This window comes from Terrimonas pollutisoli (assembly GCF_029360765.1).
Lineage (GTDB): Bacteria > Bacteroidota > Bacteroidia > Chitinophagales > Chitinophagaceae > Terrimonas_B > Terrimonas_B pollutisoli.
In genome coordinates this window covers 79,172-91,920 of the sequence record NZ_JARKNA010000015.1, presented here as the reverse complement: position 1 = coordinate 91,920, position 12,749 = coordinate 79,172, and the positions used below count along the sequence as shown (strand labels likewise).

Annotated in this window: 7 protein-coding genes; 6 read left to right on the top strand and 1 reads right to left on the bottom strand. The window is 40.9% G+C overall.

Annotated elements, in window-relative coordinates; all coding sequences use genetic code 11:
- Positions 1–6 precede the first annotated feature (6 nt).
- The 5 genes from P2W73_RS19800 to P2W73_RS19780 all read left to right on the top strand — a co-directional run bounded on the left by P2W73_RS19800 (position 7) and on the right by P2W73_RS19780 (position 8,290).
- Entirely contained in the window at positions 7–750 is a 744-nt protein-coding gene (locus P2W73_RS19800) for an NUDIX hydrolase (protein ID WP_276503834.1), read from the top strand.
- 113 nt (positions 751–863) lie between these two features.
- Positions 864–3,884, top strand: coding sequence for a SusC/RagA family TonB-linked outer membrane protein (locus P2W73_RS19795; RefSeq protein ID WP_276503833.1), 3,021 nt, complete (start codon positions 864–866; stop codon positions 3,882–3,884).
- A gap of 112 nt (positions 3,885–3,996) precedes the next feature.
- A complete protein-coding gene (locus P2W73_RS19790) occupies positions 3,997–5,604 on the top strand; it encodes a RagB/SusD family nutrient uptake outer membrane protein (protein ID WP_276503832.1) in 1,608 nt (535 codons plus the stop codon).
- Between the two features lie 25 nt (positions 5,605–5,629).
- The gene (locus P2W73_RS19785; RefSeq protein ID WP_276503831.1) at positions 5,630–6,484 is read left to right on the top strand and encodes a SusE domain-containing protein; all 855 of its coding nucleotides are present in this window, start codon (positions 5,630–5,632) and stop codon (positions 6,482–6,484) included.
- Between the two features lie 21 nt (positions 6,485–6,505).
- The gene (locus tag P2W73_RS19780; RefSeq protein ID WP_276503830.1) at positions 6,506–8,290 is read left to right on the top strand and encodes a SusE domain-containing protein; all 1,785 of its coding nucleotides are present in this window, start codon (positions 6,506–6,508) and stop codon (positions 8,288–8,290) included.
- Between the two features lie 149 nt (positions 8,291–8,439).
- Here the strand turns inward: P2W73_RS19780 and P2W73_RS19775 are convergent, their stop codons facing one another.
- On the bottom strand, positions 8,440–9,429 hold the full coding sequence (locus P2W73_RS19775; RefSeq protein ID WP_276503829.1) for a LacI family DNA-binding transcriptional regulator: 990 nt from the start codon (positions 9,427–9,429) through the stop codon (positions 8,440–8,442).
- 331 nt (positions 9,430–9,760) lie between these two features.
- Here P2W73_RS19775 and P2W73_RS19770 point away from each other — a divergent pair, with 331 nt between their 5' ends.
- Positions 9,761–12,736, top strand: coding sequence for a SusC/RagA family TonB-linked outer membrane protein (locus tag P2W73_RS19770; protein ID WP_276503828.1), 2,976 nt, complete (start codon positions 9,761–9,763; stop codon positions 12,734–12,736).
- Positions 12,737–12,749: the final 13 nt, after the last annotated feature.

Sequence of the window (12,749 nt, the reverse complement as noted above, 5' to 3'; positions counted from 1 at the left end):
ATCGACATGACAAAAGCATCGCAATTAAAAACGGCCGAGTTAGAAAAGATAAGTCACCTTGATTATTTTAATATTGCCATTTCAGTAGACTGCGTGATCTTTTGCTATGATAATAAAGAATTAAAAGTATTATTGATAAAATCTGACCTGGAAGAGTTTTCAGGCTTATATTCTTTGCTGGGTGACCTGGTTCGTCCCGATGAAGATCTGGATAGTGCTTCATACAGGATATTGCTTGAGAGGACAGGAATGGAAGATGTCTATCTCGAACAGGTACATACTTTTGGTAGCATCAACAGGCACCCATCGGGAAGGGTTATCACCACGGCATATTATTCATTGATTGATTCCACGCATCAAAACCTAAAGCTGGACAATAACGACCTTCACTGGCACCCTGTAAAAAACATTAAGGAACTGGCTTTTGACCATAAGGTAATTGTAGATACCTGCCTCAACCGGTTGAGAGAACAGGTAATGGATCATCCCGTAATATTTAACCTGTTGCCCGAAAAATTCTCATTGAGGGAGCTACAGGAGCTTTATGAAGCCATATTAGATATCAACCTGGATAGGCGGAATTTCCGCAAGAAAATTGCAATAAAAGATTGGCTGACAGACCTTAATGAAATGGAAATCGATGTGCCACATCGCCCCGGCAAATTATACTCACTCAACCCGCGATTCAAAGAAAAATCCCTTCGAAGAGAGGATGCCAATCTCAAAAAATTTCCTGCTTCAGATCAATAACAAAAAGGCAGGATTTTTTTTGAATGTGTAGAAAATACACTAACATTGTGTTCTGAATACACGACATCGTGTATTGGAGAAAACTGAATTGCTTAACAAATCAACGATTGCTTATGTGCTGTAAAAAGCTGCTAAGAGTAATGGCATTATTGGCCATGCTTTTTCTCTCTCTCTTTTCGTATTCGCAAAACAAGATGGTTTCCGGGAAAGTAGCTGACTCCAAAGATGGTTCGAGTCTTTCAGGTGTTAGCGTATCGCCAAAAGGTGGAACGACTGGTACTCAAACGGGCCCGGATGGAAGCTATCAAATTTCGGTTGCCAGTTCTGTGACCACATTGGTTTTTTCTTCCGTTGGGTATAGCACCCAGGAGGTAAACATTACCGGTAAGACTTCGGTTAATGTGTCCATGGCTGCCAACACTACTTCTCTTGGAGAAATAGTAGTAATTGCGTATGGTACCCGCAGGAAAGGAGACCTCACGGGTTCGGTTACTTCGGTTTCGGCAAAAGATTTTCAGAAAGGAAATATCAATTCTGCTGAACAACTATTACAAGGAAAAGTAGCCGGTCTACAGATCACAACAGGAGGTGGTTCTGCTGGTGGTGGCAGTCGTATCCGTATTCGTGGCGGGGCGTCACTTAATGCCAGCAATGATCCATTGATCGTGATTGACGGCGTGCCCGTAGAGAGTAATGGAATAGCCGGATCCGCCAACTTATTAAATACAATCAATCCCAACGATATTGAATCAATCAGTGTACTAAAGGACGCGTCGGCAACTGCGCTTTATGGATCGAGGGCTTCTAATGGCGTAATGATTATTACTACTAAAAAAGGAAGTAGCGGGAAACTTCGGTTTAATTATAACAATCAATTTTCGACAGGTATCGTTGGCGAAAAAGTGGATGTGCTTACAGGAGACGAAATCAGGAGTATTATCAAAGCTGATTCAGCTGCTACCGGTAACAACACTTATACGAAATTATTAGGTAAAGAAAATACAGATTGGCAGGATGAAATATATAGGGCAGCATTCGGATTAGATAATACAATCAGTGCAACCGGAAGTCTTGGTAATATTCCTTTCCGTGCATCCCTGGGCTATTTAAACCAGGATGGAACATTAAAGACAAATAATTTTCAACGTTTTTCTTCTTCGCTGAACCTTAGTCCAAAGTTTTTTAATGATCATTTATCAGTAAATCTTGCAGTAAAAGCAAGTCATACAAAAAATATTTTTGCCGATGAAGGGGCCATAGGCTCTGCTATTTCATTTGACCCAACACAAACCAGCGCAGTTGAAATTCCCCTAATTAACCCAACTAAATGGGGCGGATATTATGAATGGCTTCAAAGCAATGGTATGCCGATTGATTTGTCAACCCGTAATCCCCTTGCCTTGCTGTATTTACGGGATAATACGTCAAAAGTTAACCGGGTGATTGGAAATATTCAGCTGGATTATAAACTCCATTTCTTTCCTGATCTGCATATCCTTGCAAATTTTGGTCTTGACGATAGCAGGGGAAGTGGAAATGACAACGTAGATTCGACATCTGCCACAAACTACAAAACTGGAGGAAGAAGACTTTATTATAAACAAGGAAAGGAAAACAGGCTGGCAGATGTGTCGCTGTTTTATACAAAAGAATTGAAGGATATAAAAAGTAAGGTAGACGTTTTAGTAGGACATAGCTACCAAAGTTTTTTGACGAATGTTTATAACTACCCCGCGTTTAGTTACAGGGCTATTGCCAACCCGGCCAAGCCGCAGTTAAAAGATACAATTGAAGACTCCAAGCCAACCTTTCTTACTGACAAGCCCGAGTATCGGCTGGAGTCTTATATCGGACGGGTAAATTTTACTTTGGCTGATAAATACCTTTTAACTGCATCGATAAGAAGAGATGCCAGCTCTAAGTTTGCGAAAGAAAACAGCATTGGTTATTTTCCTGCATTTGCTGCTGCATGGAAGTTAAGAGAAGAATTTTTTCAATCCGTTTCTTTCATTTCTGACTTGAAATTACGATTGGGCTGGGGAAAAACTGGCCAGCAGGATGGTATAGGTTATTATGACTACCTGGCCCGATATAGCAGGAGCAATTCAACCGCACAGTACCAGTTTGGAAATGACTTTGTAAGTTATCTTCGTCCGGAAGGATATGACAGGTCCAGGCAATGGGAAAGCACTACTACCTCTAATATCGGTCTGGACTTTGGGTTCTTAAATAACCGCATCTCTGGTTCGCTTGATTTTTATAAAAAGAAAACAAGTGATTTGCTTGCAGAGGTTACTGTTGCCCCAGGTGCCAACTTTGTAAATAAGATTGTAACTAATGTTGGTAATACGGAAAACAAAGGTGTTGAATTGACAGTGAATACTGTTCCGGTTAGAACGCAAGACCTGACCTGGGAATTTGGCTTTAACTATACTTATAATGAAGCAAAGATTACCAATTTGCTCAAATATCCTGATCCCACGTTTAAAGGAATTGATGTAAGTGGAATTGGCGGTGGTACAGGTAATACTATCGGCAAATTTGCTGTTGGTTATGCCCCTTATGTATACAATGTTTACAAACAGATCTATGATAAAAATGGTAAACCCATTGAAGGGCTTTATGAAGATATCAATAGGGACGGAGTAATAAATAATGACGACAGATACCTTTATAAAAAACCTGCGGCAGATGTTTTGATGGGTTTCAATACGCAGGTTAGCTATAAGAAATTCAACTTCGGCCTGGCCGGGCATGCCGCATTCGGTAACTATTTATACAATAATTATTTTTCCAATGCCGGTGTGATAAGAAGTATAAAGAATCCGATCAACTTTATTGGAAATGCTTCTAAAAACTATTTGGAAACAGGATTTGAAAACAATCAATACCTGTCCGATTACTATATCGAAAATGCATCATTCTTTCGTCTCGATAATATCAATCTTGGTTATAACGTAGGGAGAATCATCAACAACAAGGCGTCATTGAGAATTTCAGCCAGCGTTCAAAACGTATTCGTGATCACAAAATACAAGGGGCTGGATCCTGAAAATGCAGGCGATACCGGTGTGGATGGTAATATCTATCCAAGGCCAACAATTTTTTCACTGGGCTTCAATTTTGACTTCTAAAAAACTATTTCAATAATGAAATGAGTCATAAAATTTTTGAGCTACTATCGGGGGCGATGAAAGTTTTATGACGAATTCCATCTGACAAAGTAGAAAAATAAAAAATATGCAGATGAAACAAATATCAATAAAACATATAGTTGCCATTGTTGCAGTAGTTGCTGTGACATCCTGCGCCAAAAAGCTTGAACTGCTGCCCCAAAACGATCTGACATCAGAAACTACCTACGCTACGTATGCCGGATACAAATCTGTTCTCGCAAAAGTATACGGAGGATTGGCTTCCACTGGTAATGCAGGTCCCGCGGGAGCTTCAGACATTCAGGGATTAGATGAAGGTTCACAATCGCCGTTTATCCGCGGTTTTTTTAATTGCCAGGAGTTGCCGACTGATGAGGCCGTGGTAGCATGGAATGACCAAACCATTAAAGACTTTCATAACCTTAACTGGTCAAGCTCCGATCCTTTTTTATTGGGAATGTATGCAAGGCCGGTATACAATATAATGGTTGCAAATGAGTACCTCAGGGAGTCAACGGATGATAAAGTAGCTGCCCGCGGTATCACTGGTACTGACGCCACAGAAATTAAAAAATCGAGAGCGGAAGTTCGCTTCCTGCGTGCTTTTAATTATTGGACGATGATGGACATTTTTGGTAAATCAACTTTTATTGATGAAACAAATGGTGTAGGAACCGCATTGCCCGGCGAAAAAACAAGATCCGAGTTGTTTGCTTATATCGAATCAGAATTAAAGGTTATCGAGAATGAATTGGCGCCGGTAAAAACAATTGAATATGGAAGGGTGGACCAGGGTGCAGCCTGGGCTTTATTAGCGAGATTGTATCTCAATGCCCAGGTGTATACTGGTACGGCAAAAAATACGGAAGCAATTACCTATGCTAAAAAAGTTATAGACGGTGGTTATGCACTTCACTCGAACTATGGACAATTGTTTATGGCCGATAATGACAAGCATAAAAATGAAATAATTTTTGCTATTAACTGTGATGGCTTGCGAACTAAATCCTACGGAAATACTACCTTCTTTGTTCACTGCGCTTCTGGTGATGATCATGATGAGTTTGGCGTTGGTGGTGGTTGGTATGGATACCGGGCTACGAAAGGCCTGTCAGATTTGTTCAGCGATCTTTCGGGCAATACAGATAAAAGAGCACTTTTCACTACGTCTAAATATAGTACAAGCGCCGAGCAAATTACTATCAACGATATAAGTGTTTTTGATAATGGGTTGCATGTAAGAAAGTACAGGAATATCCGTTCCGATGGTGCGGCTGTATCGGATCCCAACAAAGATTTTTCAGATGTTGATTTTCCTGTTTTTCGGTTATCAGAAATGTACCTGATCTACGCAGAAGCAGTGCTTCGTGGCGGTGCGGGAGGAGATGCGACTACGGCGCTGAATTATATGAATACGATCAGAACAAGAGCATATGGAAACGCAAACGGAAATATTACAGCAAACGACCTGACGTTGAAATTTATTTTAGATGAGAGAGGAAGGGAGTTGTATTGGGAAGGTCATCGCCGCACTGATCTTGTTCGTTATGGATTGCTAACCACCGGCACGTACCTGTGGCCGTGGAAAGGGGGAGTGGCTTCCGGTACAGCAAAAGCAAGCAAGTATAATATCTTCCCGATCCCCGCAGCTAATCTGACAGCCAATCCCAATCTGACCCAAAACGATGAATGGAAATAATCTCTTAGTATTTAAAATGATTGCAATGAAAAATATAACGAAACTATTGTTTGGATTCTTTCTTTTGACGGGAGCACTGTCGTCCTGCAAGAAAGATGAAGACAAGATATTCCTGGAAAGCAGTACAGCGCCTGTTCTTACCGCATCTTCCACCGATGCCATGGTACTGACCAATGCTGATAAAGACAAAACTGCCATCACATTGAATTGGACAAACCCTGATTATAAGTTTACAACAGGCATAAGTTCACAAAATGTGACATATACTCTCCAGTTTGACACACTAGGCTCAAACTTTACCAAAAACCGCAATATCCAGGAAATGGCAATAGCCAACGATCTGGGTGTTACATTAAGCGTAAAGGAATTAAATTCCTTTCTTTCAAAAATGGAGCTGCTTGCCGGCAAAGCATATAATATGGAAATGAGGGTTAAAGCCACATTAGTAAACAACAGTGTTCCGCTTTATTCTAATGTAATTCAAATAAAAATTACACCCTATCTCGATTTTGCTGTAGAGCCTCCCGGCACTGCTGCTAATAACTATGATGATGGTAACTTATGGGTTACCGGCGATTGTTTTCCCTCTCCCGATTGGGCAAATCCTTTGCCTTCGCCCTATGATGGAAGTTTAAAATTCACAAAAATTGATAAACTCCATTATGAACTTGAGGTGAATTTTGATAAGACCGGTGGCTACAAAATGATACAGGAACAGGGAAATTGGGATACACAATACCATGCTATTACAGCGGGTGCTGCCCTTTCAGGGGATTTTAAGAAAGAAAATGCTGACCCTCAATTCGCCTCCCCAGGTGCTGGCAAATATAAAATTGAAGTAAACTTTCAAACCGGTAAGTATAAACTTACACCACAGTAACTCAAATAAACTGCTTTTGAAATGAAAAATATCATCAATAAGATAATGATTGTAATAGCGGGTCTAACGATTTTTTCAGCTTGTCATAAAGTTGACGACCTGCCCTTTTACAGTGAAGGCAAGGCCGTGACGCTTACTGCTTCTAAAAATGCCGTGGTCGCAAGCCCTGCAGACTCTGCAAAAGGGGTTGTCGCATTTTCATGGACAAGTCCTGGCTATGCCACAGATTCAACCACCTATAAGTTTAATATCGAAATCGATTCTGCCGGCAGAAATTTTTCCAAAAAAATAATCAGGACAGTTACCGGCAAGCTGAGTGATACATTAAAAGGAAAAGAACTAAACGCCATTTTATTAGATTACGGATTTGCACTGGGTGTTCCCTATGATATGGACATCCGGGTGGTTTCATCTTACAGCAACAATAATGAACAGTACGTTTCCAATGTTGTCAAACTGGCCGTTACACCCTATAATGATCCATCTGTTTTAACAACGGAGAAAACATCTGTTACGCCGGCAATAGTGACTGCCACGCAACATTCCAATAAGTTTAGCTGGACCCCTTCTTTTAATGGCTACACCGGCACTATTAACTATGTGCTGCAATATGACTCTGCTACAAAAAATTTTGCAGCACCACAAGAGATTGCAATCGGATCGTCAGTTTACAGCAAGTCTTTGACGGAAGCAGAGATGAACGAAACGGCATTGAAGGCAGGTATTGTTGGTGGCAGTCTGGGAAAAATAGAATACCGCATAAAAGCGACTACCGTGCAGGGAGCAGTCTCTTATTCCAATGCTGTTAGCGTCACTATTGCAAGCTATGTTCCCGTCCCGGCTAATCTTTTTATAGTCGGCGATGCAACACCCGGTGGCTGGTCTAACCCGGTTCCAACACCCTCGCAACAATTTACTAAAGTAGATGACTATTCCTTTAGCATTACGATTGGACTGACCGCCGGCAAGAGCTATTTATTCTTACCTGTTAATGGAAGTTGGGATCATAAGTATGGTGGATCTACCGATGGTGTATCAACAGCAGGTGAACTGCTGAAGGATGGCGCTGTGCCAGGCTCCAATACGCCGGCGCCGGCTACAAGTGGGGTTTATAAGATTGTTGTAAACTTCCAAACCAGTAAATACACTGTTACACAAATACCTGTTCCTTCCAATCTCTATATTGTCGGAGATGCGACACCGGGCGGTTGGAGCAATCCTGTTTCGGTGCCGTCTCAACAATTTACCCCGATCGATAATGTATCGTATGGCATTGTTATTAATCTTACCGCAGGAAAAAGTTATTTGTTCCTGCCAGTAAATGGAAGCTGGGATCATAAATATGGTGGTACAAGCGCAACCGGCGGTGCATTACTGGCAGATGGTGCCGTACCGGGTTCCAACACACCTGCTCCGGCAACAGATGGCCTTTACAAGATTGTGGTGAATTTTGCCACCAATACTTATTCCGTTACTCCCTATGATGGGCCTTCTAGCCTATATATAGTTGGGGACGCTACGGCTGGCGGATGGAGTAACCCGGTTCCTGTACCGTCTCAGCAATTCACGCAAACAGGAAATGCTTCATTTAAAATAACGATACCACTAACGGCTGGTAAATCTTACCTGCTCTTACCCGTAAATGGAAGTTGGGATCACAAGTATGGGGGTACCAGTTCTACCGAGGGAACATTATTAGCCGACGGAGACGTGCCGGGATCTAATACTCCTGCCCCCAGCCAGGATGGTACCTATGAGATTAACGTAAACTTTATAACCATGCAATATTCTGTCGTTAAGCAGTAGTCAGTATATAAATCTTTCGAAAGAGGTCGTGTCCTAATTTTGCAAACATAGGGGACGACCTCTTTTTATTTGTCCGGAAAATTTATAATTGATTATAAAGAGATGAAGTTAAAAACTCAACAGAATACTAACATCCAAACTCTTCTTTCTTACATTGACTTTCCCTCTACCAATCGGGATGGTAAAATAATTGAACGGGTAAATGTTTGACCACCCAGGTAATCTATCATTCGCTGAATGGCCAGTTTACCTAATTCGTAGCCGCTGGTTTCAACATGAGTGATGGCAGGATTAAAAATTGTCGGTAAAAATCCGTTGCTGATGGCTGAGACTGACACTTCATCCGGAATACGAATTTTGAGCTGGTACAAAGCTTTCATTACGCCAACCAGTATCTCGTCACTCATCGCAAATACATGATCGATACTTTTTGGTGAGCCAAACTCAAGCATGATCTGCATCGCTTCATTGGAATTGTCGCAATGCCTGGTAGAAACTTTTGTCTGTGGTGATGCTTGTTCAAACGTGTCCATAAACGCTTTCCATCTTTTTTGCGTAATGGATAGGTGGCTATTCCCGAATAAAGCCAATACGCTTTTCTTGTGATGGCTAATGATAGAGTTAGCAGCAAGAATAGCCGCTTCTTTATCGGCCAGGCAAACCTTATTGTAGGCGTCTGTGTCTGGTACCTTGTCAAAGAAGATGAAAGGAATACCTGCGTCTTCAATCTTTTTAAAGGGTTCAGGTAAAGAGCCAGGAACGATAGAAATTATTATGCCTGCAACGCGGTTGGCCTTACATAGCCGGAGATTTTCTGCTTCCATCAAAGGATCGTCACCAGACTGCAGAATCATTAACGAAAATCCAAACTCTCTCGCTTTTTGTTCGGCTGCTTCGATAAAAGAATCGTAGAAGGTGTTTGATATTTTAGGAACAATCAAACCAAAGATTTTACTTGAATTTGTCCGCAGATTGATAGCATAGGTGTTGGGCTCGTATTCGAGAAGGGAAGCCAGTGCCTTTACTTTTTGTTTAGTCTCGTCTGAAATATCGGGATGATTTTTCAAAGCCCTTGATACCGTTGCGATACTCAAGTTTAGATTAGTTGATATTTTTTTCAGGGTTGTTCTCGATTTCATAAGCAAGCAAGAGGAAAGTTTTACACCGTAAATATTATCGCAAACGATTGCGACAACGGTTTAATTTTTTTTAAATAGAAACTTCCGCAGTGATAAATGTCTGAAAAATAACTTTATAATCCTTTTATACCAATAATCACTGCTAAGAATTTTAAAAAATAGCATGCAGCTATTTCAGCAAATTGATGGCCTTTCATTAGTTGGTGGTTATTGATACATAGGAAAAAGATTTTTTTTGTTAAGAAACTAATAATTTTTTAAATTGTGTCAAGGCTACACATTTGTAGTCTTCTTATATCTGCTAAACTCACAAAAACGAATGCTTATGTCAATGAAACGATTGCTCTATGCATTCTTGTTGCCATTCCTGCTCTTTTCCTTCTCTGCGCTGGCGCAAGAAAAAGTTGTAACTGGTAAGGTTACTGATTCAAAAGACGGCTCACCCGTTATCGGTGCATCGGTTCAGCCTAAAGGCTCAAAAACTGGTACTTCCACAGGCGCCGATGGTACATTTAGAATTGCTGTCCCTGCTGGAATTAACACGTTAGTGATATCTTCTGCCGAATTTGAAAGGCAAGAATTGGATATTACTGATAAGACTTCAATTGATGTCTCATTGGTCGCTGCTTCTGCGGGGTTAAGCGAAGTGGTTGTTATAGGATATGGTACGGCAAGAAAGAAAGACTTGACCGGATCCGTAGCATCTGTACAGGCAAAAGATTTTAATAAAGGAACTTATACTTCACCCGATCAATTGATCCAGGGTAAAGCAGCAGGGGTTCTGGTTATTAACAACACAGGACAGCCAGGCGGATCGACTACGGTTCGGATTCGGGGGTCCTCTTCAATCAGGTCAGGTAACCAACCTTTATTTGTATTAGACGGTGTTCCTTTGTCGGGTGGTTCTGCTAGACCGGGCGGTCAGGGCCGAAACATTGGAAACGATGGCGGTAATCCTTTGAACTATATTAACCCAAATGATATTGCCAGCATTGAAATTTTAAAAGATGCTTCTGCAACTGCGATTTATGGATCAAGAGGCGCTAACGGAGTAGTAATAATAAATACAAAACGCGGAAAATCAGGTATTCCTACAGTGGATGTAAGTGCATCTACCGGCATTTCTAATGTTTTAAAGAAATTAGAAGTATTAAGCGCAGCAGAATACAGGCAGGCATTGAAAGACTATTCAGTGACCACTGGTGATTTTGGAGGAAACGTTGACGCATTTGATGAAATCAGCCGTACAGGGCTTACCCAAAACTATAATGTTGCAGTTGGCGGTGGTACAGACAATGGCCGGTATCGTTTATCAGTTGGTTACCTCGACCAGGAAGGCATTATTAAAACTTCTGAATTGAAGAAAATAACCGCCAACTTAACAAGCAGCTTCAAATTTTTAGAAAGTAAAAAGCTTGGACTCGATATAAACGTGTTAGTCACGCAGACTAATGAACAAATTGCGCCGATTTCTGCTTTTGTGGGTTTTGAAGGTAATTTGATATCACAGGCATTACAATGGAATCCAACGCACCCTTTAATTAAACCTGGCACAGACTCAGCCTGGATTCAACACGGATTGGGTTTAACAACGGTTAACCCTCTTGCTACATTGGATTTTTTTGATGATAAAGCAAAAGTCAATACCATTATAGCCAGCATTTCTCCTTCTTACAAAATCACCAGGGACCTGGAATATAAATTTCTTTACAGCGTTAATCGCCAGGTGGGTAACAGAAAAGGACAGATAAACAGGGTGATTAATGAACCAGGTGTTGAGGGCCACGGCGCAGCATTTGTAAGAAACCAGGAGCAAACAAACACCCAGATCACCAACACATTAAACTTTAATAAACAAATCACTTCAGATTTTAACTTAAATGCGCTGTTAGGGCACGAATGGCTGATTTTTGATTCAAAAGGGAGCGGGATGTTTGGGCAGGATTTTCCAAATAACGGCTTGGATTATTATGACATAATGCATGTTTCATCACAATCCAGCCGTATTCTGTTCAACTTTGATGACCCTACCACAGAGCTACAGTCTTATTTTGCGCGGGCTATTGTAAATTATAAAGACAAGTATTTATTGACAGGAACCTTCAGGGCGGATGGTTCTACCAAATTTGGCGAAAACAATAAGTATGGATATTTCCCATCTGTGGGCCTTGCATGGAATATTACTAAAGAAGATTTTTTAGCAGGCAACAGTTTTTTCAATAATCTTAAACTACGCCTGGGTTGGGGTAAAACAGGTAACCAGGAGTTTCCTTCAGGTGCTTCATTAAACAGGGTTTCTATAGGACAGTACAACCCTTCCAGGCAAGAGTGGGGCCTTGAGCAGGTGAACTATGGAAATGAAGATTTAAAATGGGAAACTTCAGCCACGACAAATGCAGGGATTGATTTTACAATTCTTGATAACAGGATTAGCGGGTCCATTGATTATTTCTATAAAAAAACTACCGATGTTTTATTTGAACAAAATCTTGTTTATCCAGCCCCGCAAGTCGGAAGAATATGGATCAACCTGGATGGGTACGTTTTAAATAAGGGTGTCGAAATAACTTTAAATGGCACTATAATGAGCAGGAAGGATTTTAACTGGAATCTCGGCGGTAATGCTTCTTTTCTTAAAAATACAGTAAAAGGCTTAGCTGGTTTTTATGAAACCGGTGAGCTTAGGGGGCAGGGCTTTTCCAATGTAAGAGGACAAAGATTGGTTGCAAATCAGCCTTTAAATGTATGGTATCTTCAAAAGTGGGAAGGTCTTGATAAAACGACGGGCAAGGATATTTTAGCCAATGGTGGTGCTAAGTTTTATTCAGGAAGCCCCAACCCTAAAATGCTCCTAGGATTATTTACTGATTTAACTTATAAGAAATTTTCGGCAGCACTGAATTTTAACGGCACATTCGGTCATTACTTGTACAATAATACAGCAGCAACCGTGGTGGGTATAGGTAATCTGGGAACAAGAAATATTGCAAAAGACTTATTAGGTGGCGATGTACAGGAATCCAGGGCCAATGCCGCTTCTCCATCAACCCGATTCCTTGAGAAAGGCAATTACGTCAAATTGGCCAATGCCAGCATAGGCTACCGAGTGGGAGATATCGGAAAAAATATAAGAAACCTTTATATTTCCCTGACAGGGCAGAACCTGTTTGTAATTACAAAATATAACGGGTTTGATCCTGAAGTTAATACGGATGGTGGTTTTGGTGGCATTCCTTCATTGGGGATTGAATATGTACCATATCCTTCTGCACGGTCATTTCAATTGGGGATAAACCTTTCCTTATAACATTAAATAATTA

Excerpts from the sequence above, each read along its gene's own strand:
- P2W73_RS19800 (WP_276503834.1), top strand. The coding sequence starts at position 7 with ATGACAAAAGCATCGCAATTAAAAACGGCCGAGTTAGAAAAGATAAGT.
- P2W73_RS19795 (WP_276503833.1), top strand. The coding sequence starts at position 864 with ATGTGCTGTAAAAAGCTGCTAAGAGTAATGGCATTATTGGCCATGCTT.
- P2W73_RS19790 (WP_276503832.1), top strand. The coding sequence starts at position 3,997 with ATGAAACAAATATCAATAAAACATATAGTTGCCATTGTTGCAGTAGTT.
- P2W73_RS19785 (WP_276503831.1), top strand. The coding sequence starts at position 5,630 with ATGAAAAATATAACGAAACTATTGTTTGGATTCTTTCTTTTGACGGGA.
- P2W73_RS19780 (WP_276503830.1), top strand. The coding sequence starts at position 6,506 with ATGAAAAATATCATCAATAAGATAATGATTGTAATAGCGGGTCTAACG.
- P2W73_RS19775 (WP_276503829.1), bottom strand. The coding sequence starts at position 9,429 with ATGAAATCGAGAACAACCCTGAAAAAAATATCAACTAATCTAAACTTG.
- P2W73_RS19770 (WP_276503828.1), top strand. The coding sequence starts at position 9,761 with ATGAAACGATTGCTCTATGCATTCTTGTTGCCATTCCTGCTCTTTTCC.